The sequence below is a fragment of the Sphingorhabdus sp. 109 genome (genome assembly GCF_902506555.1).
In the GTDB taxonomy this organism is placed as follows: Bacteria; Pseudomonadota; Alphaproteobacteria; order Sphingomonadales; family Sphingomonadaceae; genus Parasphingorhabdus.
In genome coordinates this window covers 2,909,116-2,931,159 of sequence record NZ_LR732707.1, presented here as the reverse complement: position 1 = coordinate 2,931,159, position 22,044 = coordinate 2,909,116, and the positions used below count along the sequence as shown (strand labels likewise).

Sequence of the window (22,044 nt, the reverse complement as noted above, 5' to 3'; positions counted from 1 at the left end):
AGAATGATCGCCAATATTCCTAGCACGCGGTCAAATCCATAGGGCAGAAGAAGTTGCCTGTGCCCACGCGACCGATTAGTCTCTGCTTTTATGAAAATGACAATCTCCGTCAGTTCTGGCGACTATATGAAGGGGAAGAAGATGCGCAAGTTGATATTGGCCATGGGAACGGCGGCGACTGTGGCGTTCGCAACACCGGCTATCGCCCAGCAGGATCCCGGATTGAAAGATATTGTAGACGCCTATTGGGCCTATCAGCTGGAACAATATCCTGAATTTGCCTCCTCGCTCGGGGTCGATGATCCTGTCGGCCGGGTCAGCGATGCCAGTCTGGAGGCGGAAGACAGGCGCGTGGCCAAGGCAAAGGCCTGGCTCGCGCAACTCGACGCGATCGACACGGCGACATTAAGCGAGGATGACAAGACCAACTACGGGATATTGCGCCGCTCGCTGGCTGAGCAGATTGAAGCGAACAGCTATGGCCAGCGCACCATCAACTTCACCAATCGTGGCGGCTGGCACCAGAATTTTGCCAGCATGCAGAACAATCTGCCATTCCGCAACGCGCAGGACTATCAGACCTATATCAACCGGCTGAAGCAATATGCCAAGATCAACGACCAGTCGATTGCAGTCGCCAACCAGGCCCTTGCCGGCGGCTATGTCCAGCCTTGTGTGTCGATGGTCGGTTACGAAACAAGCATCTCCGGTCTGATCACGGATGATCCGCGCGAATCTCGTTTTTTCGAACCGTTTAAACGCAAAGTGCCGGACGGCATGGACCCCGAAGTTTTTGAAGGCTTGGCGGGAAGCGCCATGGTCACCATCAGCGCGCTGATCAATCCTGCCATAAAGAAGCATCTCGACTGGTATATGGAAGATTATGCCCCGAATTGCGCCAAGGCACCGGGCGTCTCGGCACAACCCGGCGGCGCGGAATATTATGATTTCCGCATCCGCCAGATGACGACCACGGACAAGTCGGCCGACGAGATCCACAATATCGGCCTGAGCGAAGTGGCGCGAATCCGCGCCGAGATGGTCGAGGTGGCCAAAGAGGCCGGCTATGATAGCCGCGATGCATTTATCGAGCATCTCCGCACTGATCCGCAATATTACGCCAAGACGCCGGAAGAGCTGATGGAGAAGGTCGCCCGCGTGACCAAGATGATCGATGGCAAAATGCCTTCGATCATCGGCAAGCTGGCGCGCCTGCCCTACGGTATCAAGGAAATCCCTGCCGAAACCGCTGAAGGCACAACCACCGCTTACTATAATCCCGGTTCGCCGGATGTCGGGATTGCCGGCTATTATTATGTCAACACGTCGAAGCTCGACCAGCGGCCTTTCTGGGAAATTCCAGCGCTGAGCGTGCACGAGGCAGTGCCCGGTCACCATCAGCAGATCGCGTTGCAGCAGGAACTCGATATGCCCGACTTCCGCAAACATGGTGCCTTTTTCACCGCCTTTGTTGAAGGCTGGGGGCTCTATTCGGAACGGCTCGGGATCGAAATGGATCTCTATGATACGCCAGCCAAGAATATGGGACGGCTGTCCTATGAAATGTGGCGGGCCTGCCGGCTGGTCGTCGATACCGGCATTCACAGCAAGGGCTGGAGCAAGCAGCAAGCGATCGATTTCATGACCGACAATACCGCGCTCAGCGAGGCCAATATCGAGGCCGAGGTAAACCGCTACATCAGCTGGCCTGGTCAGGCTCTCGCCTATAAAATGGGCGAACTGAAAATCCGCGAATTACGCGCGAAAGCGACGAGCGAACTGGGCGCAAAATTTGACCTGAGGGAATTTCACGACGTGGTACTGGGACAGGGTGCGGTGCCGCTCGACATGCTCGAAGCGCAGGTGAACCGCTGGATTGAAGCCCGGAAGGCTAGCTAGTCATTCTTCATCCGGACCGGGGGTTTCATCCGCCCCCGGTGGCACGGCAAGATCATCGGTGGCTTCCAGCGTATCCGCATCCCTTGCATCAAGCCGGTCTCTGGCGGCCTCGGCGGCGGCTTCACGCGCTTCCCGCTGGGCTTCGATTTCCAGCAAGCGCTCTTCCACCGCTTCGGCTTCGGAGTCGATTCGCGACAGGCGCTTCTGACGTTCCTCCTCGATCAACTGACCCCAGTTGACCGTGTCATCAATGCCTTTCTCGGCATAGGCCTGACGCAATAATTCTTGCGTACATCCGGTGAAGCCGCCCGCGCCGGTCGGCGAACAGCTGCTGGTGCCGGAAGCGCCGACATATTCGTAGGATCTGACGCGTTCCGACCAGGCCTGATTCTTGGCATCGCCAAGACTGCCGCTTCTCAATGTTTCAGGGATGCGGTAGCGTTCTCCCTCGTCCTTGCGCGCACAGACGACAATCTCGTCTTCGCTGCTCTGGGGACAGGGGTCATCGCCGTAGATAACCAGTTGATTGACCCGGTCTCCTGCCTGATCCTGCGCCTGCGCCGGTACGGCGGACAAAGCGGTAGCGGAGAGCACAGCACAGGAGAGCAAAAAATTCTTCATCATATCGTTCCTTTGTTCACACCCGCCTGAACCGGTGCTGAAGCGGTCTACGCTCCCTAGATTCTTTTCGACAATCCTATCGCTACCCGGCAACCCAGCCGGATAGCCGCGCTCAACACCGGATAGCCGGGCGTGTCTTCCGCCCCCGATGCAATCGCTGTTGCCTTATGCTCCAATTCCTCTTCGCGAAACTCCGCAATCTTACTGGTCAGTTCGGGTTCGCTTTCGGCCTGGAGCGTATCGAGCTGTTCCTGATAATGTTTGTCTATCTCGGTTTCGACCGCCGCCGTACAGGCCATTGCCGCACGCGGCCCCATGGCGGCGGTGGTCGCGCCCAGCGCATAGCCGGCCATTTTCCAGAAGGGCTGCAAAATTGTGGGCCTCACGCCGCGCTCGGTAATCATCTGGTCAAAAGCATCGAGGTGCCGCTGCTCCTGTTCCGCCATATGGTGGATTTCGCTGCTTTGCGGCGCATGGTCGCCCATCACCGCCAGCTGGCCCTTGTAAATTTGCGCCGCGCCATATTCTCCGGCCTGATTGACCCGGATCATCGACGCGATATCGGCTCTCGTCTGTCCCAATTTTGTCTCAGACATGGCCTGCATCCTTTCGTCGTTTGGCTAGCATAACTAAAATGAGAACGGCACCGCTTGCGGACAAGAGGAAATTGAATCCGGCCAGCGAAATATCGAACAGCGTCCAGGGCGCAACGTCACAACGCGTCAGCGGCGCATTCATGATCGAATCCAGCATATCGCCACCGGTCGGCATATTGGTCGCGCAGGAGGTCAGTCCTTCCCACCAGCCATATTCGACTCCGGCATGATATCCGCCGATCAGGCCGCTGACCAATATCGCGATTGCAGCGGCAATCACGAGAAAAAGCGCTGCCGATCTGTCGCGCAATATCAACGCAAGCACAGCAAGAATGATGGCAGCGAGATGCGGCCATCTTTGCCACATGCACATCTCGCAGGGGTAGAGACCAAAGCCATATTGGCCAATCAGTGCGCCGCCGAGCAATGCCGCCGGCAGCAGGAACGCCAACAAGGCAGCGTTGCGGAAACTTGCCATCCTTCGGCCCTAGTTTTTCGCGACCAGAGTTTTCTTGGCAGGCTTTTTCGCCGCCTTGTTGATCGCCATTTTCAGTCCGTCGGGTCCGAGGCGGCCAATGGTCTGCAACGCATAATGCAACTGGAAATCTTCCACGCCCTGCTCTTTCAGCTCCTCGGCCGTCTGGGTGAAGCGGGGATCATCCTTGCTGTCTTCCTCAAGCACTTCATCTTCCAACTTGATCTCGTTGACCAGATGGCGGCGCAAGTCGGATTCGCGGAACCGCGGACGGGTCTTGTAATCCGGGTCGGACAATTGCGGCACATTGATATCCGGTTCGATCCCGCCTTCCTGCACCGATTTGCCCGATGGCGTATAATAGCGCGCCGTGGTCAGCCGCAGCGCACTGTCATTGGATAGCGGCAGCAAGGTCTGCACCGATCCCTTGCCGAAGCTGCGCTCACCCATTACCAGCGCGCGATGATGATCCTGCAAGGCACCGGCAACAATTTCGGAAGCCGACGCGGAACCGGCGTCGATCAGTACAATCACCGGCAGCCCGCCAGCGGCATCGCCACTCTTGGCAAAATAGCGTTCGATATCGGATTTTTCGCGTCCCCGTTGCGACACGATTTCGCCGCGCGACAGAAATACATCGGAAACCGACACCGCTTCATCAAGCAGTCCGCCCGGGTTGGAGCGCAGATCCAGCACATAGCCGAGTGGCTTCTTGCCCAGCGACTGGTCGATACCGGCAATCGCGGCAGCAACATCGGCACCGGTGTCATTGGAGAAACTGTTGATGCTGATCACGCCGATCTGGTCCCGGACTTCCCAGGTAACCGGCTTGAGATCGATAATCGCGCGCTTCATGGAAACATCGAACGGCTTGTCGCGGCCGGGGCGGACAATCGTGATGGTGATCGGCTCGCCGGGCTTGCCGCGCATTTCATCGACCGCTTCATCCAGCGTGCCACCGTAAATCAGTTCGCCATCAATATGGGTAATATAGTCGCCCGCCTTGACACCCGCCTTGTCGGCAGGCGTGTCCTTGAACGGAGCGATGACCTTCACCGCACCGTCTTCCAGCGTCACCGAGAGACCGAGGCCACCATAATTCCCATCGGTCTGGGTCCGCAGATTTTCAAAATCCCGGGCGCCGAGAAAACTGCTGTGCGGGTCAAGGCTGGCCAGCATGCCTTCGATGGCACCCTTGATCAGATCGGCATCGTCAACCTGGTCGACATAGTCGTTCCGCACCCGCTCAAAGACGCTCATGAACTGTTCCATTTCGCGATAGGTATTTGCGTCGACGGCCGAAATTGCAGACGTTGTCGCGGGCAAAAGCGCGACGGTCAGCACAAGAGCGGCGGCTTGCAAAACGGGCTTTTTCATCAATAATGTCCTGTCGGTCTAAATCGGCGCCAAATATAGGCTGGAATCGTCCGTAAAGCAAAGCAGCTTAACCAATAATGACGGAAGCGTTCGACCAACGCCGCTTTTTGCGTCCTTGAGTCCTTTTTCAGCCAATCAGCGCGGCAATATCGATCGGTCTGCCATTGCGCCGCAGCTCAATAGTGACTGTCGGATCATCGGAACCCGACCGCCCGACCGGAGCGCCCTGCCCCACCCGGTCGCCGACCGCTACACCGCTCGACACCATATTGGTGATCAGGCTGGTCCAGCCGCCGTCATGTTCGATGATCAATATGTTGCCATAGCCCCGGTAGCGCCCGGAATAGGCCACCCGGCCGGCTGCCGGCGCCACAATCTGCGCGCCGGGATCAACCGCAATGGTAAGCCCACGCGAGCGATAGCCGCTATCCGATATCTCGCCGAGGCCGGTGACAATATCTCCAATCACCGGCAAGCGATAAGCACTCGCAAGGTCGCCCTCCGGCGAAGCCTGGTCGACCGGTGGCTCCTCACCCTGGCCGGGCCGCAGCACGGGGCCTTCCAGACCAGCCAGTGATTCGCGCACCGCTCCGCTTTCGCGTATCCGGTCCATCAGGTCCAATATGTCGCGCGCCTCCTCGCCAAGCGCCAGCGCCTGATCCTGCTCGATCCCGGCATCATCGGAAAATCGCTGGGCTGCTATCCGTTCACTGGCCTCGAGACTGGCCAGTTGCCGCCGCCTTTCGGTCAGCCGACGCTGGCTTTCGTCGAGCGAGGCAAGCGCCCGGGCCGCCTGCTGCCGAAGCGCCTCACCCTGCCTGACCTCGTCGCGCAGGCTGGCGGTCCGCCTTTCAATTTCGGGCATCACCGCAGACAGGATCGAGCGCATGTAGATGAGCTCGTCAAGCGACCGCGGCTCCACCAAGGCAAGTGCGGTCGGTTTGCGGGTCATCATCTGCAACGCTGCCGTCAGCCGGATCATCGGCCCCTGTTTTTCCGCCAGCCGGGCCCGCTGGCGCTGCTGGAGCTTGGTGACAATGGCAATACGGGTACGGGCGGCTCTGATATCGGCCTCTGCGGACTGGATACGGGCAGCGAGCGCCGCGGCTTCAGCGGTGATCCGGTCGGCATCATTGCTGGCCGCATCGGCCTGGCGACGCAAGGCCGCAGCCCGCTGGCGGGCACGCTCGGACTGTTCGCGTGCGGTCAGCAGGCTGCGTTGCTGTTCGGAAAGGCTGGGCCCGGAGGACTGCGCAGAAAGCAGCGCGGCACCGGTCGTGGCAAGGCCGAGAAAGGCGATCAGGGCAAAGACAGCACGTATCATCTTGCTCATCCTTCCCGGTGATAGGGATGACCGGCGATGATTGCGGTGGCCCGAAACAGTTGCTCTGCCAGCATCGCCCGCGCCATCATATGCGGCCAGGTCGCCTTGCCGAAGGAAAAGAAATGGTCTGCGCTGGCGCGTTCGTCCGCGCTCAGGCCGTCTGCGGCACCGATAAGGAACCGCGCTTCGCGCGTGCCATCATCACGCCAGGTGGACAGCAGGTTGGCAAATTTCTTCGACGTCCAGTTTTCACCGGTCTCATCCATGGCGATGATTCTGGTTACGCCCTGCAGTTTCGGCATCTTGCCGCCCTGATCCGGAAGCTCGCTGATCTTCACATCCCAGCCGATCCGTTTCACATAGCGGTCGACAAGCTCCGCTTCCGGACTGCGGCCGATCTTGCCGCGGGCGACGATATGCAGCCTCATCGCCCGGCTATATCAGGCTTCGGCGACTTCCGCCGCATCGCCTTCCTCGTCGACAGCCCACATCCGTTCCAGATTGTAGAAACTGCGGACTTCCGGCCGGAACAGATGCACAATCACGTCGCCAGCATCAATCAATACCCAGTCGGCATTGGCAAGGCCTTCGATTCGCGCGGTGCCGCCCGCTTTTTTTACGCGCTCGGCAAGCTTCTGGGCAATCGCTGCGACCTGCCTGGTCGAACGCCCTTCGGCGATCACCATATGGTCCGCAATATTGCTTTTGCCGGCCAGCGCTATGGACACAACATCCTGCGCCTGATCATCGTCGAGCGATTTCATGACAAGCGCGTGGAGCGCGTCTGATTCGGCCTTTCCTTCCTTGGAAGTGGCAGATTTCAGAGCTTTTACCTTCGGTTTCGTCAACTTAAATCCTAATCTTCTGGGCCAATCAGCCGGTGTGTCACCGCGTCGCGGACGCGGCGATCATCATATTGCTGATGCCAATGGGGCCGGGCCATCCGGATCGCGGTGGCCGAGCGTGGGTCGGGACGATAGCGCAGGAATGTCAGCGCCGGCGTACTCCAGTTGGTCCAGTTACGACGCTGGCGCGCGGGGTGGACGAAGCGCCGCAGCCAGGCCATTGCGGGAGCCGCAAAAGCATCGTCATCATAGCCGGGTCTCGAAATAACTGCAATCGGCAATAATCGGGCGATCTTTCGCCAGTCCTTCCAGCGATGGAATTGCGCCAGATTGTCCGCTCCCATGATCCAGACAAACTGCCGTTTCGGATAGCGGCGCACCAGTTTGCGCAGCGTGTCGTAAGTATAGCGCGTGCCCAGGTCCTGTTCGATGGCCGTCGGTTTGATCCTGCTGCGGCGCGCCATTTTCCGGGCCGAAGCCAGCCGTGCATGCAGCGGCGCCATGTCTCGGGCCCCTTCTTTCAGCGGATTGCCCGGCGAGACCAGCCACCAATATTCGTCCAGGTCCAGTTCTTCGACGGCAAACAGGCTGATCGAGCGGTGCGCGCCATGAGCCGGATTGAATGATCCGCCGAGCAGGCCGGTGGTTTTCACCGAATCCCACTCAAGGCCGTATCTGCCCGGTACCGCGTACCACCCATTTATAAGTCGTCAGTCCCTCCAGAGCCACCGGACCACGCGCGTGCAGCCTTCCGGTAGAAATGCCGATTTCCGCGCCCAGGCCGAATTCGCCACCATCGGCAAACTGGCTAGAGGCATTGTGCATCACGATCGCGCTGTCGGCCCGCAGGATGAACCGTTCGGCCAGATCGGCATCTTCGGTGACGATGACGTCGGTATGATGCGAACCATGTTCGGCAATGTGCGCCAGCGCCTCGTCGACGCCGTTGACCATCGCGACCGACAATATCGGCGCGAGATATTCGGTGTCCCAGTCCGGAGCTTCTGCCGAGACGATCCGCTCGTCCAGTTCAAGGATGCTGTCGTCGCCGCGCAGTTCGCAGCCAGCGTCGAGCAACGCGCGCACCAACGGGCCGGGCGCGGGATAATCCTGATCAATCAGCAAGGTTTCCATGGCGCCGCAAATGCCAGTGCGTCGCATCTTCGCATTAACGGCAATGGCAATCGCTTTGTCCTGAGCCGCGTCCTTGCCGATATAGCTGTGGTTGATACCATCAAGATGCGCCAGCACCGGCACCCGGGCTTCATCCTGCACCCGCTTGACCAACGATTTGCCGCCGCGTGGAATGATGATGTCGATCAGGCCGCTGGCCTTCAGCATGGCACCCACCGCAGCGCGGTCGGTGGTCTGGACCAGCTGGATCGCATCGGCGGGAAGCCCCGCTTCGACAACGCCCGCCGCCATGGCTTCGAAAATCGCCCGATTGCTGTTGATCGCCTCTGACCCGCCGCGCAAGATGACAGCATTGCCGGACCGCAGCGTCAGCGCTGCCGCATCGGCGGTCACATTGGGGCGGCTTTCGTAAATAATGCCGATAACGCCCAGGGGAACCCGGATCCGTTCCATCACCAAGCCATTGGGTCGCTCGGTGCGATCGATGGTCTGCCCGACCGGATCGGGCAGGTCCGCAACCTGCTCCACTGCAGACGCAATGGCTTCAAGCCGGCCTTCATCGATCATCAGACGATCGATCATGGCAGCACTCAGTTCCCGTTCCCGGGCGCTTTCCACATCGCGCTGATTGGCGGCCAATATGGTCTGTTGATTGGCGCGCAGATGACGCGCAGCCGCTTTCAGGGCGGCAGATTTCTGGGCATCGCTTACGCCTGTCAGCTTCGAGAATGCAGCCCGTGCCTTGCGGCCCATGTCGGTGATCAGTTTTGCAGATTCAGTCATAGAGGGGCTGCTAGCATGGCGGCGGCGGCAATTTAACCCACAATCGCCACATATTCTGGCAAGAAAAATTTGTCCTGGAGCAACAATCCGTTCCCGCGAATCGCCTTTTCTGCAGACATATCAGACGATATCGCGCAATTCATCGTATGACTCGTTCGACTCGTCACGAGTCGGCCCGCTGTGAGTCGCCAGCCCGGCTACCCTCTGCTAGCGAACCATCGGGGATTACGAATAGCTACGGCGGGTCATGCACAAACAAAATACCGGAAAAGGGCTAAAAGCCCGGCTGGACCATATGTTTACGGATCGCGAATTTTTCATGCGATCGCACGGACAGGTCCGTTTTCTGACGATTTCGGCAAGATTGCAGAAACGTCTCTTCTATACTGTCGCGGCGGCGCTGATATTCTGGCTTCTGGTCACGCTGGCCATGATGGTCAATCAACTGACGGTGACAAGCGAACGCATGGCGCTTGCCCAGAAAGAAGCCGAGGTCAACAGCACCGAAAGCCGGGTCGCCAATTACAAGGCTTCGATTGAAGATGTTGCTGCCGATCTCAAGCAACGGCAGGATGTTCTCGACCAGATGACCGAGCAGTTTGTCGGCGAGCAGACGGAGGCCGCCGAAACAGCGGCCCAGAAACAGGCCGATGAGCAACTATTCGAAAACACCCGCAAGATCAGCGCCGCCTTCCCCGAAGCAGCGCGGCTGGCCGAACTGGAAGCCCGGCAGATAAAATTCGCCCGGCGCCTCACCATGGCCGCAATCCAGCGCACCAAGCAAGCCGAGGAAGCGATCCGCAAATTTGGCCTGAATCCCGAGAAACTGACCAAGAATTCCATGGCAGCCATGGGTGGTCCGCTGATTCCCTTTTTCAGCAACAAGGACCAGCAACTGCACCCGACGCTCGAACGGCTCAATCTGGCGCTGCAGCGGATGGACGCACTGGAGCGGACGCTGATCGCGATTCCGTCTGGCAAGCCTTCCAGCACGGGAATGATATCGAGCAGCTATGGCTATCGTCGCGACCCGTTTACCGGCGGCGGCGCGATGCACAGCGGCATTGATTTCAAGGGGCCTCGCGGCCTTCCGATCCTCGCGGCCGCCGGCGGCAAGGTCACCCATGCCGGATGGAAATCCGGCTATGGCAAGACGGTGGAAATCACGCATGGCAACGGCCTCATGACCCGTTATGCGCATTTATCGAAGATCGGCGTAACCACCGGCCAGAAGATTGAACAGGGAATTCAACTGGGGGCTATGGGAAGCACCGGGCGTTCGACCGGCACCCATCTGCATTTCGAGGTGCGGCTAAACGGACGCGCCATCAACCCCCGACCATTTTTAGAGGCGAATAGTGATGTTCTCAAGATCAAAGCCATCGCGCGACAGCGCGCCAGCTCACCGAAACGCACCGAGTCAGGCGCCGACCGTGGCTAGAAGCAGCGGCAGCAGCGGGTCGAGTTTCTCGATTATCGGCGACGGTATCGTCATCACCGGCAATATCGAATCGAAGGTCGATCTGCATATCGACGGAGAAGTCATCGGCGACGTCAAATGCCTGTCGCTGGTCCAGGGTCCGTCAAGCAAGATCAAGGGCGCGATTGTTGCCCAGAATGCCAGCCTGTCCGGCGCGGTCGAGGGATCGATTGACGCTGGCGACTTGGCCATTGCCTCCACCGCCCGTATCGGCGGTGACGTCACCTATGAAAATGTGACGATAGAGCAGGGTGGCCATGTCGACGGCAAGTTCAAGCATCGCAGCAGCAAATCGCCAAATCTTGCCAAGTCGACAGTGGACGTGAAAGAAATGGCCATTCCACTGGAGCTGACTTCGGACGATCGGGCGGCCTGACGGCGATACCCTCGCATTGCCATTCTGCCCGTTCTCGCGATTGCGCGGCCAGCATCAGTTGCGCGGCGCCTGTCTCCGATAGCTGAGCGCTTCGGCCACATGAATTCGGCCAATATCCGCTGCGCCGGCTAGATCGGCGATGGTGCGGGATACGCGCAACACTCTGGTATAACCGCGCGCGGTTAGTCGCATCGCTTCCGCCGCCTGCCCTAGCAACGCCTGTCCGGGCTCGTCGGGCGTCGCATATATTTGCAGCGTCTCACCGTCTATTTCGCTGTTGGTCCGAGCGTCCAGATCGAGATAGCGCTGACTCTGGATCGATCTGGCCCGGGCGACCCGCACGGCCACGCAGTCCGAACCTTCTGCCGGTGCAGGCATGGTCAGATCAGCGGCAGACAGGGCTTCCACTTCGATGTGCAGATCGATCCGGTCGAGCAACGGTCCCGAGACCTTGGCCTGATAGTCGGCCGCGCATCGTGGTGCCCGTGAACAGGCCAGCGCGGCATCGCCGAGATGGCCGCAACGGCACGGGTTCATCGCCGCGATCATCTGGATGCGGGCCGGAAAGGTGACGTGGGCATTGGCCCGGGCAACGCTGACCTCCCCGGTTTCGAGCGGTTGCCGCAGCGAATCAAGCACCGCTCGCTGGAATTCCGGCAATTCGTCGAGAAACAAAACGCCGAGATGGGCCATGCTGACTTCTCCCGGTCGCACCTTCAGCCCGCCACCGACCAGCGCCGCCATCGATGCGCTGTGATGCGGAGCACGAAAGGGCCTCTGGCGCGACATCTGGCCACCTTCCAGCGTGCCGGCCACCGATGCCACCATCGACACTTCCAGCGCTTCGGATGGGGAAAGCGGCGGTAATATGCCGGGCAGACAGGAGGCGAGCAGCGACTTGCCCGATCCCGGGGGGCCGTTCATCAGCAGATTATGACCACCGGCTGCGGCGATTTCGAGTGCCCGCTTGGCAGTCTCCTGCCCCTTTACCTCTTTCAGGTCCGGACCGTAATCCGGTTCGGGCGCATCACCGGTTTCCGGCGGGGACAATATCGACTGGCCCTTGAAATGGTTGAGCAGGGCCAGCAGGTCCTCCGGAGCCAGCACCTCGACATCGCCGGCCCAGGCTGCCTCGGGGCCCTGCATTGCCGGACAGACCAGTCCCAGATTGCGGCCCGAGGCATGCAGCGCCGCCAGCAGCACGCCCGGTGTGGCAGCCAGCCGGCCGTCGAGCGACAATTCTCCGACGACCAGATAGCTCGCCAGCGTTTCCGCATCGATAATCCCCATCGCCCCGAGCAGCGCCAGCGCGATCGGCAGATCATAATGGGAGCCGGCCTTCGGCAAATCGGCAGGCGACAGATTGACGGTGATTCGTTTGGGCGGCAGCGAAAGGCCCATCGCCGCAATGGCGGCGCGGACCCGCTCGCGACTTTCGGCCACCGCCTTGTCGGGCAGGCCAACCACGTTGAACGCGGGCAGGCCCGGCGCAACCTGACATTGCACCTCGACGCCCAGTGCCTCCAGTCCGAGATAGGCCACCGTCTGAACCAGCGCCACCATTATAGCCGCCCCAATATCATGGCGGGAATAGTGGCAAAGCCGCTGAAATGAGTCGAGCAGCAACCGCCCCATGTCCGCAACGGTCAAAACCGGGCGATGGGCGGGGCGGATGGTTAATATCGGCTAACCAGACTCCGATACTTTGTGGAAAGCGCCAGACCACAGAGAAACGGGATGAGCAGCACTGACCACCTCGACATAATCGCAACAGCAGATGAGCCGGCCGGTTCGCGGGGCGGTTTTCTGGTCGGGGCCTTCCTTCTGTTTGCGCTGCTCCTCTTCCCGGTCCAGCCCGCAATCAGCGCCGGCAGCTATACGGTCACCGAAACGGTCGAGATTTTCGAATATGGCCTGGAAGAGCCGGACATATGGGCTGAACCGGCCGGCACTGCCTATGGCCAATATGGTCCGTTCCGGGTCGTTGCGGCCGATACCGTTGAAATGACGGGCACGGTCGACAGCTACACGCCGGCATTGTTCCGGCAGATGATGAACCATTTCCCGGGGATCAAGCGGATCGAAATGCTCGATTGCGACGGATCTGTCGACGAAGAGGCCAATCTCAGGCTGGCCCGGATGATCCGCAACGCCGGCATCAGTACCCACGTGCCGGCGGGTGGCTCGGTGCGATCCGGCGCGGTCGAACTGTTTCTCGCCGGTATCCGCCGCACAGCCCACCGCGATGCCGAATTTGTCGTGCACAGCTGGATGGACGAGGATGGCCGGGAAGCCAATGACTACCCGGCCAATGATCCGGTCCACTCGGAATATCTGGATTATTACGCAGAAATGGGCGTTCCAAGGGGCACCGCTCAGGAATTTTATGCGCTGACCAACAGCGTACCCTTTTCGGAACAGCTGCGCTTGTCGCGCAATGACATGGCCCGCTTCCAGATGGTTCATTGACCCCGGACAGCGCGTTTGCGCCAGACCGTTCTCCTAGTGCATCGGCACAGGCTTTCGTTCAGCTCTTATGCATGGGCCGGGAACAATTATCTCTTTCACGCGCTTTAGATGACAAAGCGGACTTGCGACTCCGCTCGCAAAGCACCAAGTGGAACGAGATGACCGACAAAATGACCAATACGCGCTGGAAATATACTTCAGGATCGCGATTCGCGCTCACGGTCATCGGATTCACGCTGATCATCATTTCACCGATCATCGGCGCCATCCCCGGCCCCGGTTTCATCATCGTCTTTCCGATTGGCCTGGCGCTGGTCCTGCAAAACTCGCGCTGGGCGAAGAAACGTTATGTCGATTTCAAACGACGCTTTCCCCATTATGGCAAATGGACCGACTGGGCGATGCGACGGCGGCACCACAAGACATTGCCCGACGATTTTGAACTGCCGATTTTCGGCAAGGTGAAGACCGGCGATCGGGACAAGAAAGTCTAGCGCAAACGCTTGACTTTCCGCGCCTGCCTGCCTAATCGCAGCGACAACGTATCGGCCGCAGCTTATGGCGGCCTTTTTTATCGAAATTTTGACTTAGGATAATCGCGATGAAGCGTACATTTCAACCAAGCCGTCTGGTCCGTAAACGGCGCCATGGTTTCCGCGCCCGCAAAGCCACTGTCGGTGGCCGCAAAGTACTGGCTGCCCGCCGTAGCCGTGGCCGCAAGAAGCTCTCTGCCTAAAAGCAAATGACCGCACGTGCTGCGCCCGTCGAAGCACGCCCATCGCCGGATCATCTGGATTTGAAGAATCCTTCAGCCGATTCGGCATTTGCTGATTCAAACCAGCCCATCGAAGTGATTCGCAAACGCGCGGATTTTCTCGCTGCCAATCGTGGCAAGCGATTCGTCACCCCCCATTTTGTCCTGCTAGCGCATCGCCGTCGCCCTGATCATCCGGTTGAGGCGAACAGCCTCCGTTACGGGATTACGGTGACCAAGAAGATCGGCAATGCCGTCGCCCGCAATCGCATGAAGCGCCGCTTCCGGGCCCTGCTTGCGCAGAGCCTGCCGGACCACGGCATCGCCGGCGTCGATCATATCATGATCGGTCGAAAGACAAGGAACGAGAGCGATTTTGCCACCATGAGGGCCGATCTGGAAAAGGGCCTGAAATTTCTGGCGAAGAAGCTGGGCCAGGCCGGATGAAAGCGGTTTTCATCTTTTGCGTGCGATGCTGGCAATGGGGCCCGTCGCGTATTCTGCCCCCGACTTGCCGTTTTCAGCCGACTTGCAGCGCCTATACGATCGAGGCGATCGAAAAGCACGGTGCAATTAGGGGTAGCTGGCTGGGGGCTAAACGGCTATTGCGCTGCCATCCTTGGGGGGGCTCGGGTTATGACCCGGTGCCGTGACACCCTGAACACCGATCATAGTTACAACAAATGGCCGAAAGCAGGACAAGATAGTGGACGACAAGCGTAATATTATCATGGCGATACTCCTCACGGGGATCATCCTGTTCGGCTGGCCCTTGCTGATGGAGCAATTCTTCCCGGACATGGCCAACAAGAACGAAGTCGTTGAACAGGCCGATGCGCCGGCCAACGACCAGGTTGGCGGCGACGTTTCGGTTCCGGGTACCGGTAGCACGGACATCGGCGCTGCAGCCGCACCGGCCGCGATCAGGCCTCTGGCCACTGTCCTGCGCGAAAGTCCCCGCGTATTGATCGAGACACCACGTATCCAGGGGTCGATCAATCTCAAGGGCGGTCGTATCGATGATCTCACCCTCACCGATCATACGGTTGATATGAGCAAGGATAGCAAGCCCGTCCGGCTCTTCGCACCTTCCGGCACCGAAAACGCCTATTTCAGCCGCGTCGGATGGGCCGGCGACGGCGTTGCTGTTCCCGACGACAATACGATCTGGTCTGCTGACCAGAGCCGGCTGACACCGGACACGCCAGTGACGCTAAGCTGGTCGAACGAAACCGGACAGACCTACAGAATCAAACTGTCGATCGACCCGGACTATCTGATCACTACCGAACAGAGCATCGTTAATCGCGGCGAGAATGCAATTGCGCTTCGACCTTACGGGCTGATCAACCGGAAGCGGGATCTCGACAATATTCCGGCCAATGAAGCCAGCACCTGGACCATCCACTCCGGCCCAGTCGGTGTCTATGAAGGCGCTGCCAATTATGACGTGGATTACGAAAATCTGGCCGGTGAAGAACCGGGCTTTTTTGCAGGCCTGTTCGGGACCTCTGCGGTGGCCGGAACCAACAGCTATGACAAGGAAGTCAGCTGGCTCGGCTTTACCGACAAATATTGGCTCGGCGCCCTGATCCCGGAAAATATCAACGATGTGGACGCCAAATTCCGTTCTGGCGGCGGCGATATTTTCCAGGCGGAAATCGCCAAGAAGAGCGCGCAGATTATCGCCCCCGGCAAACAGCTGACCACCACGACCCGGCTTTTCGCCGGCGCCAAGGAAAACGCGCTGCTGGAAAAATATGAAGCGGAATATGGTATCAAGAATCTGGATCGCGCGATTGACTGGGGATGGTTCTACTGGTTCGAAAAACCGCTGTTCTATTTGCTCAACTGGCTGTTCAAACTGGTTGGTAACTTCGGGGTTGCCATCATATTGATGACTTTCGTCGTGCGCGGCCTCATGTTCCCGATCGCCCAGAAACAATTTGCCTCGATGGCGCAGATGCGCGCCGTGCAGCCGAAAATGAAGGCGATCCAGGAAAAATACAAGGACGACAAGCAGCAGCAGCAGCAGGAGATCATGAAGCTGTACAAAGACGAGAAGGTCAATCCGCTCGCCGGCTGCCTGCCGATTTTCCTGCAGATTCCGATCTTCTTCGCGCTCTATAAGGTGCTGATGCTGTCGATCGAGATGCGTCACCAGCCGTTCGTGCTGTGGATTCAGGATCTCAGCGCACCCGATCCGCTGACACCGGTCAATCTGTTCGGTCTGCTGCCGTTCGATCCGCCGAGCTTCCTGGCGGTCGGCATATTGCCGATCCTGATGGGCATCACCATGCATCTGCAGTTCAAGCTGAACCCGGCACCGATGGATCCGATGCAGAAGCAGATTTTCAGCATCATGCCGTGGATCCTCGTATTCATCATGGCGCCCTTTGCCGCCGGCCTGCAGCTTTACTGGACCGTGTCCAACGTCCTCACCATCGCGCAGCAGAAATGGCTCTATTCCCGTCATCCGCAGATGAAGGAAATGATGGCGAAGGAAGCTGAGGAAAAAGCGAAAAAAGCGGCCGCTGACAAGGCCGGGGCATGACACCCCTTCATCCGAAAATCTTTTCGGGGCCTATCAGCTTTCTGAAAAGCGCGCCGCAACTGCAGTTTCTGCCGGATCCGAAGGTACCGGAAATTGCTTTTGCCGGCCGCTCCAATGTAGGCAAGTCATCGCTGATCAACGCGCTGACCAACCGCAATGGTCTGGCGCGGACGTCAAATACGCCCGGACGGACGCAGGAATTGAATTTCTTCGACATCGGCGATCCGCTGATCTTCCGGATCTGCGATATGCCGGGTTACGGATTTGCCAAGGCACCGCCAAAGGTGGTGCAGAAATGGCGCTTCCTGATCAACGACTATCTGCGCGGCCGGGCCGTTCTGAAGCGCACATTCGTACTGATCGATTCCCGCCACGGCATCAAGCCGGTCGACGAGGAAGTGATGGAAATGCTCGACAAGGCGGCTGTCAGCTACCGGATCGTGCTGACCAAGGCAGACAAGGTGAAGCAGGCGCAACTGGATGCGACGGCGGAACAGGTTGCGGCCATCGCCAAGAAACATCCTGCCGCCCATCCCGAGCTGCTGCTGACATCATCGGAAAAAAAACAGGGTATTGACGAACTGCGGCAAGCCGTACTCGACGCCGTGCAGGACTAGTCTGCCGGCGGCCTTAACGCTTTTCACTACACAGCGCGCCATATTTGGTTATGGAACAGACTATGAAACTGATAATCGGAAACAAAGCCTATTCCAGCTGGTCGATGCGCGGCTGGCTGGCGTGCAAACAGTCGGGCTTGTCCTTTGAAGAACTGACCGTGCCCCTGTTCGGCGATGACTGGGACCATGTCCGCGAGAGCGAGAATTTCGCACCGTCGGGTGGCAAGGTTCCGATCCTCTGGGACGGCGAGACCGTTGTCTGGGACAGTCTGGCGATTATCGACTGGCTGGCCGACAAGACTCACCGCGACCGTTTCTGGCCCAAGGACGAAACCGCACGCGGCATGGCCCGCTCGATGGCTGCCGAAATGCATTCCAGCTTCATGGCGCTGCGCCGGCAATGCCCGATGAACACCCGCAAGATTTACGAAGGGCTGGCGCTGAGCGACGAAGTCAAGGCCGACGCTGCCAGGATCATCGAACTCTGGGCGCAGGCGCGGGCGCGTTTTGGCAGCGGTGGACCGTTTCTGTTCGGGACCTATGGCGCCGCCGACATCATGTATGCACCGATCGTCTCCCGGTTCCAGACCTACGGATTCCGGCTGCCGGGGTTTGCCACCAGCTATATGCAGACGATATTGGACCATGAATGGACCGCGCAATGGATGGAGGCAGCCGAAGAGGAGCCATGGGTTGTCGAGCGGCTGGAAAATCCCGAAGCGGCAAATGGCTAGAGACCAGAACATGACCGCAGCACCAGCACTCGAACTGGCCAAAAGGCTGATCGCCCACAGCAGCATCACCCCCGCCACCGGCGGCGTTTTTGATGAAATGGAGGCCATGCTCGAGCCGCTGGAATTCGAGGTCACCCGCTTCATCGCCGGCGATCCGCCGGACGGGCCGGTCGAGAATCTTTTTGCCATTCGTAAAGGCCCCGCCGGTTCCCGCCACTTTGCCTATGCAGGGCATCTGGATGTCGTGCCGCCCGGTCAAGGCTGGCAAACCGATCCCTTTGTACCGGAAATCCGCGGCGACCTGCTCTACGGCCGCGGCGCTGTCGACATGAAGGGCAGTATCGCCGCCTTTGTCGCCGCGCTGCATGACGTCCCGGATGATCTGGGAACGATAAGCCTGATTATCACCGGCGACGAAGAAGGTCCCGCGCGCTTCGGGACGGTGGCGCTGATGGACCTGATGGCCGAGCGCGATATCATCCCCGATCTCTGCCTCGTCGGTGAACCGACGTCGGTAAACCGGCTGGGCGACATGATGAAGATCGGACGGCGCGGGTCGGTCAACATGTGGGTCACGGTCAATGGCACGCAGGGCCATGTTGCCTATCCGCAAAACGCCGATAATCCGATCACCAAGCTGGGCAAAATCCTGAGCGAGATTGATGCGCTGCAACTGGATGAAGGCACCGACTGGTTCCAGCCGAGCAATATCGAATTTACCGACCTTCACGTCGGCAATCCGGCGCATAATGTAATCCCGGCCAAGGCAGAGGGGCGCCTGTCGATCCGCTTCAACGACCGGCATAGCGGCGAAAGCCTCAGCGCCATGGTGCAGGAAATCGTCGAGCGTCACGGCGGTGAACTGAAGCCAATTATTTCCGGCGAACCCTTTTTAACTCCGCCGGGCGAATTTTCCGACATCGTGTCTGGCGCAATTCGCGAGATCACCGGCGTAGAACCGGAACTGTCCACCTCGGGCGGAACATCGGACGCGCGGTTTCTCGCCAAAATCATGCCGGTGGTCGAGTTCGGTCTGTGCAATGCGACGATGCACAAGCTCGACGAAGCCGTTGCGGTTGAGGATCTGGAACAGCTCTCCAGAATTTTCACGCTGATCGTCAAGCAGGCCTTGCGCTGACCACCGGAGAGCCACAGCTCCTCGCCCCCGCTTAGCGGTGACGCCTCAATATGATGTAAAGCGCGCCGGCGCCGCCATGCCGGGGATGGGCCCGGCGCACGGTCGCAATATGCGCGGCATGGCGCGATGCCGCGAGCCAGTCGGAAATGGCCGAGCGTATTGCGCCGCGCCCGCCCGCCCGACGCCGTTCCTCGTCGCTACGGGCCTTGCCGGTAATCAACAGGATCGCACGATGCCCGGCCGCGATGCTCAGTTCCAGCGCACTGTCGAGCCTGCCATGCGCGGAGGACAGGCTATAGCCGTGCAGATCAACCGTGACATCGGGATGGACCATGCCCTTGGCGAGGCGACGATCCCAGCCGCCGTCTAGGCCATGTTTGGTCGGTACCGGCTTCTGATCGCGCAGCGGGACGGCTTCGGCGGGTTTTCCGCCGAAACTTTCCGCCGTGATCGGCCCGGAAATATCGCGCGGCCGTCGGGCTACCGGAAGGCTTTCCACCCGTTTCACCCGCCCCTGGTCCAGCGGCTCGACGCTCTCGATAAATTTCTGCCAGAGCGCCTTTTCGCCGGCGGTAAGAGGCCGGTCCGGCATCGATTACTGGCCCGGGTTCCGGCGGGCTGCGACGAGCCGGGACACCGTTCCCTTCGGCAGGAAGATCAGCGCCTGACCGCGAGACGACATGCCGCCCGCGATTCGGGCCGCTTCCTCGCCGGCACCCCAGAATGTATCGAAACGGTTGGGCCCCTTGATCGCGCCGCCGCTATCCTGCGCCACCCAGAGACCATCGGCGATATCATGTTCCATATCGAGGAACACCGGCGCGCCCAGCGGCACGAACATCCGGTCCGCCGCGACCGAGGTCCGCGCGACCACCGGATGGCCCATCGCACCCAGAGGCCCCGGACCGGTCAGCTCCTGGAAAAAAACATAGCTTTTATTCTCGCGCATGATCTCCGTGCCCGCTTGCGGATTGGCGCGCAGCCATTCGACAATGCCCTGCATATTGGTCTTGCCGTCAGCCAGCAGTCCGCGTTCCCGCATCACCCGTCCGATGCCGGTATAATCGTGGCCGTTCTGTCCGGCGTAACCGATTCGCATGACCGACCCGTCGGGCAGCGCCAGACGGCCGCTTCCCTGGATCTGCAGAAAGAAGAAATCGATATAATCGCGGGCCCAGGCAATCTCGAGCCCCTGTCCGGCGAGGGCTCCGTCATCGATGGCTGCCCGATCTTCGAACGGCACCAGCTTGTTGCCGTCGACCTTGCCACGGACGCGCTTGTCTTTCAGCGCTTCGGAAAAAAGACCGAGATCGACATCGACCAAATTGGGAGGACGGCGATAGATCGGCACCGGATAGCGGGCATTCCGGACTCGCGAACCCTCAATCTGCGGCTCGAAATAGCCGGTGGCGAAAGCCTGGCCATCACCGACCTGCACCGCTTCGAAATAGGAGGTGAAAAAGCCGCTCGCGTCCCGCTCCGGCCAGCTCTGGGCAGCCTCGCAGGACAACTGCCAGTCACCGCCTCTAGTCAGTCCGCTATTATCCTCACGCCGGACCAGGGAGGAGCAGCTTGTCCGATAGGATAGCAGCGCTGATGAGGCCTTGGCGTCAGACAGTCGGAGCGTCGCGATATCCGGCCCCAGCGCGATGCCGGATCCGGTGGCGCGAGTCGGATCATCACCGATCTGCACGAGCTGACCCGGATCGACCGGCCGAAATGTCGCCGGCGCGCCATTTTGATAGGCCGGCGCTGTGGCGGCCGGCGCGGACTCGTCCTCGATAACCCGTTCGCCATCTTGCTGCGCGGAATGGCTTTGCGCTGCGCCTTGGGGAATGATGGTCATGGAACAGGCACTGACCAGAGCCATCGCGCCGAAAAGCGTCCCGAATTTCATGACCCCGTTGCTCGCCGACCGGGGGTCAGGCCTCATCGGTTTCGTCGAGCAGCCAATTGGGATCTGCGCTGGAGAGATCGCGGCTGAAGGTCCAGACATCGTGGGTTTCGGCAGCATCGGAAAGCGAGCCGCCAATCAGATTGCCTTTCTTGTCCTTGACCACAGCAACGATATCGGCATCGAATTGCACCGTGATGCTGGCAACAGGCCGGCGATATTCCGCTGCCGAAATACGGGCATTGTCGATTCGCACCAGCTGGTTTTCCAGTATCTCGCCGCGTTTCTCGCGCGCGTCGATGACTTCGGCAAAGCTTTCGTAAACATCTTCGTCGCACAGCAGCTTCAATTCTTCCTTGTCGCCTTTCCAGAAAGCCTCCAGAATCATGCTGTAGGCGGCTTGCGCGCCCTCGATGAAGCGGCCGACATCAAAATTGCGATCGGCGCTGAGAATTTCCCGCATTCCGGCTTCGGCGCTGCTGTCATAGACCATATTCGGTGCACCGGCAGCCGCGTGGGCCGGAACGATATCCGGAATATGCGGCTTCGCGTCTTCCAGTGGGCGGCGATCGCCCGCACGCGGCTCGATATTGCGCGGCATATGTTCCTGCTCATGACCACTGCGCTTGCCCAGCACCGAATAGAGGCGCAGGCCAAGAAAGGCCGCTACCATTGCCAATAATATAATTTCGATGGTCACTTCAGTATCCAATCATGTCTTTGACCCTATACATAGGGGGAAACAGGGGCGGTTTCAAATAGCATTACTGAAAAAGCCGATCTGCCCCGGCTGGCCAGCTCTTTCTAGTGCCCGATTTGTGAACCTGCGCTTACAAACGGGTCCCGAGGCGGAGTGTCCGATCGGTGGTTTACTCTTTCGTTGCTCTCGGTTCTTTCCCCTGCTAGGCGCGCAGCGAACGGCGCGGCAATATGCGCTTGAGGACATGTTTGACTGATTTTCCGAAAGGACAGGC

25 protein-coding genes are annotated in these 22,044 nt (G+C 59.5%); 12 read left to right on the top strand and 13 right to left on the bottom strand.

Going from position 1 to position 22,044, the window contains the following annotated elements:
* The first annotated feature begins 126 nt into the window (after positions 1-126).
* A complete protein-coding gene (locus BOSE62_RS13870) occupies positions 127-1,899 on the top strand; it encodes a DUF885 domain-containing protein (RefSeq protein ID WP_236554044.1) in 1,773 nt (590 codons plus the stop codon).
* Here the strand turns inward: BOSE62_RS13870 and BOSE62_RS13865 are convergent, their stop codons facing one another.
* The 9 genes from BOSE62_RS13865 to BOSE62_RS13825 form a co-directional block, all read right to left on the bottom strand.
* Positions 1,900-2,523 carry a hypothetical protein gene (locus tag BOSE62_RS13865; protein ID WP_201295684.1) on the bottom strand — a complete coding sequence of 208 codons (624 nt, stop codon included), beginning with the start codon at positions 2,521-2,523 and terminating at the stop codon, positions 1,900-1,902. It lies immediately after the preceding gene.
* A gap of 53 nt (positions 2,524-2,576) precedes the next feature.
* On the bottom strand, positions 2,577-3,116 hold the full coding sequence (locus BOSE62_RS13860; RefSeq protein ID WP_236554043.1) for a demethoxyubiquinone hydroxylase family protein: 540 nt from the start codon (positions 3,114-3,116) through the stop codon (positions 2,577-2,579).
* The gene (locus tag BOSE62_RS13855; protein ID WP_159647179.1) at positions 3,109-3,594 is read right to left on the bottom strand and encodes a disulfide bond formation protein B; all 486 of its coding nucleotides are present in this window, start codon (positions 3,592-3,594) and stop codon (positions 3,109-3,111) included. Before BOSE62_RS13855 ends, BOSE62_RS13860 begins: the two co-directional genes overlap by 8 nt.
* Before the next feature lie 9 nt (positions 3,595-3,603).
* Positions 3,604-4,968 carry a S41 family peptidase gene (locus BOSE62_RS13850; RefSeq protein ID WP_159647177.1) on the bottom strand — a complete coding sequence of 455 codons (1,365 nt, stop codon included), beginning with the start codon at positions 4,966-4,968 and terminating at the stop codon, positions 3,604-3,606.
* A 127-nt stretch (positions 4,969-5,095) separates the two neighbouring features.
* Positions 5,096-6,292: a murein hydrolase activator EnvC family protein gene (locus BOSE62_RS13845; protein ID WP_236554042.1), complete on the bottom strand. Its 1,197-nt coding sequence runs from the start codon at positions 6,290-6,292 to the stop codon at positions 5,096-5,098.
* A 5-nt stretch (positions 6,293-6,297) separates the two neighbouring features.
* Entirely contained in the window at positions 6,298-6,720 is a 423-nt protein-coding gene (locus tag BOSE62_RS13840; RefSeq protein ID WP_159647173.1) for a 23S rRNA (pseudouridine(1915)-N(3))-methyltransferase RlmH, read from the bottom strand.
* A 12-nt stretch (positions 6,721-6,732) separates the two neighbouring features.
* A complete protein-coding gene (rsfS, locus tag BOSE62_RS13835; RefSeq protein ID WP_159648058.1) occupies positions 6,733-7,056 on the bottom strand; it encodes a ribosome silencing factor in 324 nt (107 codons plus the stop codon).
* Positions 7,057-7,148: 92 nt separating this feature from the next.
* Positions 7,149-7,790, bottom strand: a complete 642-nt coding sequence (locus BOSE62_RS13830) for a nicotinate-nucleotide adenylyltransferase (RefSeq protein ID WP_159647171.1) — start codon at positions 7,788-7,790, stop codon at positions 7,149-7,151.
* 10 nt (positions 7,791-7,800) lie between these two features.
* Complete coding sequence (locus BOSE62_RS13825) at positions 7,801-9,054, bottom strand: glutamate-5-semialdehyde dehydrogenase (RefSeq protein ID WP_159647169.1); 1,254 nt, start codon at positions 9,052-9,054, stop codon at positions 7,801-7,803.
* Between the two features lie 247 nt (positions 9,055-9,301).
* On the opposite strand from BOSE62_RS13825, the gene BOSE62_RS13820 reads away from it, so the two are divergent.
* The gene (locus BOSE62_RS13820; protein WP_159647167.1) at positions 9,302-10,495 is read left to right on the top strand and encodes a M23 family metallopeptidase; all 1,194 of its coding nucleotides are present in this window, start codon (positions 9,302-9,304) and stop codon (positions 10,493-10,495) included.
* Positions 10,488-10,910: a bactofilin family protein gene (locus BOSE62_RS13815; RefSeq protein WP_236554039.1), complete on the top strand. Its 423-nt coding sequence runs from the start codon at positions 10,488-10,490 to the stop codon at positions 10,908-10,910. The genes BOSE62_RS13820 and BOSE62_RS13815 overlap by 8 nt, the downstream gene beginning before the upstream one ends.
* A 54-nt stretch (positions 10,911-10,964) precedes the next feature.
* On the opposite strand, the gene BOSE62_RS13810 is transcribed toward BOSE62_RS13815, so the two are convergent.
* Positions 10,965-12,473, bottom strand: a complete 1,509-nt coding sequence (locus BOSE62_RS13810; RefSeq protein WP_159647163.1) for a YifB family Mg chelatase-like AAA ATPase — start codon at positions 12,471-12,473, stop codon at positions 10,965-10,967.
* A gap of 174 nt (positions 12,474-12,647) precedes the next feature.
* Here BOSE62_RS13810 and BOSE62_RS13805 point away from each other — a divergent pair, with 174 nt between their 5' ends.
* From BOSE62_RS13805 to dapE, 9 genes are all read left to right on the top strand, one after another.
* Entirely contained in the window at positions 12,648-13,379 is a 732-nt protein-coding gene (locus BOSE62_RS13805; protein WP_159647161.1) for a hypothetical protein, read from the top strand.
* Between the two features lie 158 nt (positions 13,380-13,537).
* Entirely contained in the window at positions 13,538-13,873 is a 336-nt protein-coding gene (locus BOSE62_RS13800) for a PGPGW domain-containing protein (RefSeq protein ID WP_236554037.1), read from the top strand.
* Between the two features lie 107 nt (positions 13,874-13,980).
* Positions 13,981-14,115: a 50S ribosomal protein L34 gene (rpmH, locus tag BOSE62_RS13795; protein WP_082788408.1), complete on the top strand. Its 135-nt coding sequence runs from the start codon at positions 13,981-13,983 to the stop codon at positions 14,113-14,115.
* Between the two features lie 6 nt (positions 14,116-14,121).
* Positions 14,122-14,580, top strand: coding sequence for a ribonuclease P protein component (gene rnpA, locus BOSE62_RS13790; RefSeq protein WP_236554034.1), 459 nt, complete (start codon positions 14,122-14,124; stop codon positions 14,578-14,580).
* Positions 14,577-14,786 (top strand): membrane protein insertion efficiency factor YidD, encoded by a 210-nt coding sequence (gene yidD / locus BOSE62_RS13785; protein WP_159647159.1) that lies wholly within the window; start codon positions 14,577-14,579, stop codon positions 14,784-14,786. The genes rnpA and yidD overlap by 4 nt, the downstream gene beginning before the upstream one ends.
* A 53-nt stretch (positions 14,787-14,839) precedes the next feature.
* Entirely contained in the window at positions 14,840-16,687 is a 1,848-nt protein-coding gene (gene yidC / locus BOSE62_RS13780; protein ID WP_159647157.1) for a membrane protein insertase YidC, read from the top strand.
* Positions 16,684-17,304 (top strand): ribosome biogenesis GTP-binding protein YihA/YsxC, encoded by a 621-nt coding sequence (gene yihA, locus BOSE62_RS13775; protein WP_159647155.1) that lies wholly within the window; start codon positions 16,684-16,686, stop codon positions 17,302-17,304. Before yidC ends, yihA begins: the two co-directional genes overlap by 4 nt.
* A 62-nt stretch (positions 17,305-17,366) precedes the next feature.
* Entirely contained in the window at positions 17,367-18,038 is a 672-nt protein-coding gene (locus BOSE62_RS13770) for a glutathione S-transferase family protein (protein WP_159647153.1), read from the top strand.
* 10 nt (positions 18,039-18,048) lie between these two features.
* The gene (gene dapE / locus BOSE62_RS13765; protein WP_443028809.1) at positions 18,049-19,176 is read left to right on the top strand and encodes a succinyl-diaminopimelate desuccinylase; all 1,128 of its coding nucleotides are present in this window, start codon (positions 18,049-18,051) and stop codon (positions 19,174-19,176) included.
* Positions 19,177-19,207: 31 nt separating this feature from the next.
* Here dapE and BOSE62_RS13760 read toward each other — a convergent pair whose 3' ends face one another.
* The 3 genes from BOSE62_RS13760 to BOSE62_RS13750 are packed head-to-tail and all read right to left on the bottom strand — an operon-like array spanning position 19,208 to position 21,770.
* Positions 19,208-19,768: a Smr/MutS family protein gene (locus BOSE62_RS13760; protein ID WP_159647149.1), complete on the bottom strand. Its 561-nt coding sequence runs from the start codon at positions 19,766-19,768 to the stop codon at positions 19,208-19,210.
* Positions 19,769-19,771: 3 nt separating this feature from the next.
* Positions 19,772-21,073, bottom strand: coding sequence for a murein transglycosylase A (gene mltA / locus BOSE62_RS13755; RefSeq protein WP_236554032.1), 1,302 nt, complete (start codon positions 21,071-21,073; stop codon positions 19,772-19,774).
* A 25-nt stretch (positions 21,074-21,098) separates the two neighbouring features.
* On the bottom strand, positions 21,099-21,770 hold the full coding sequence (locus BOSE62_RS13750; RefSeq protein ID WP_159647147.1) for a Tim44/TimA family putative adaptor protein: 672 nt from the start codon (positions 21,768-21,770) through the stop codon (positions 21,099-21,101).
* Positions 21,771-22,044: the final 274 nt, after the last annotated feature.

Excerpts from the sequence above, each read along its gene's own strand:
- BOSE62_RS13865 (WP_201295684.1), bottom strand. The coding sequence starts at position 2,523 with ATGATGAAGAATTTTTTGCTCTCCTGTGCTGTGCTCTCCGCTACCGCT.
- BOSE62_RS13800 (WP_236554037.1), top strand. The coding sequence starts at position 13,538 with ATGACCGACAAAATGACCAATACGCGCTGGAAATATACTTCAGGATCG.
- BOSE62_RS13825 (WP_159647169.1), bottom strand. The coding sequence starts at position 9,054 with ATGACTGAATCTGCAAAACTGATCACCGACATGGGCCGCAAGGCACGG.
- BOSE62_RS13850 (WP_159647177.1), bottom strand. The coding sequence starts at position 4,968 with ATGAAAAAGCCCGTTTTGCAAGCCGCCGCTCTTGTGCTGACCGTCGCG.
- rpmH (WP_082788408.1), top strand. The coding sequence starts at position 13,981 with ATGAAGCGTACATTTCAACCAAGCCGTCTGGTCCGTAAACGGCGCCAT.
- rsfS (WP_159648058.1), bottom strand. The coding sequence starts at position 7,056 with ATGAAATCGCTCGACGATGATCAGGCGCAGGATGTTGTGTCCATAGCG.
- BOSE62_RS13870 (WP_236554044.1), top strand. The coding sequence starts at position 127 with ATGAAGGGGAAGAAGATGCGCAAGTTGATATTGGCCATGGGAACGGCG.
- BOSE62_RS13820 (WP_159647167.1), top strand. The coding sequence starts at position 9,302 with ATGCACAAACAAAATACCGGAAAAGGGCTAAAAGCCCGGCTGGACCAT.
- dapE (WP_443028809.1), top strand. The coding sequence starts at position 18,049 with ATGACCGCAGCACCAGCACTCGAACTGGCCAAAAGGCTGATCGCCCAC.
- BOSE62_RS13760 (WP_159647149.1), bottom strand. The coding sequence starts at position 19,768 with ATGCCGGACCGGCCTCTTACCGCCGGCGAAAAGGCGCTCTGGCAGAAA.
- BOSE62_RS13860 (WP_236554043.1), bottom strand. The coding sequence starts at position 3,116 with ATGTCTGAGACAAAATTGGGACAGACGAGAGCCGATATCGCGTCGATG.
- BOSE62_RS13840 (WP_159647173.1), bottom strand. The coding sequence starts at position 6,720 with ATGAGGCTGCATATCGTCGCCCGCGGCAAGATCGGCCGCAGTCCGGAA.
- yidD (WP_159647159.1), top strand. The coding sequence starts at position 14,577 with ATGAAAGCGGTTTTCATCTTTTGCGTGCGATGCTGGCAATGGGGCCCG.
- BOSE62_RS13770 (WP_159647153.1), top strand. The coding sequence starts at position 17,367 with ATGAAACTGATAATCGGAAACAAAGCCTATTCCAGCTGGTCGATGCGC.
- BOSE62_RS13805 (WP_159647161.1), top strand. The coding sequence starts at position 12,648 with ATGAGCAGCACTGACCACCTCGACATAATCGCAACAGCAGATGAGCCG.
- yihA (WP_159647155.1), top strand. The coding sequence starts at position 16,684 with ATGACACCCCTTCATCCGAAAATCTTTTCGGGGCCTATCAGCTTTCTG.
- BOSE62_RS13855 (WP_159647179.1), bottom strand. The coding sequence starts at position 3,594 with ATGGCAAGTTTCCGCAACGCTGCCTTGTTGGCGTTCCTGCTGCCGGCG.
- mltA (WP_236554032.1), bottom strand. The coding sequence starts at position 21,073 with ATGAAATTCGGGACGCTTTTCGGCGCGATGGCTCTGGTCAGTGCCTGT.
- rnpA (WP_236554034.1), top strand. The coding sequence starts at position 14,122 with ATGACCGCACGTGCTGCGCCCGTCGAAGCACGCCCATCGCCGGATCAT.
- BOSE62_RS13845 (WP_236554042.1), bottom strand. The coding sequence starts at position 6,292 with ATGATACGTGCTGTCTTTGCCCTGATCGCCTTTCTCGGCCTTGCCACG.
- BOSE62_RS13810 (WP_159647163.1), bottom strand. The coding sequence starts at position 12,473 with ATGGTGGCGCTGGTTCAGACGGTGGCCTATCTCGGACTGGAGGCACTG.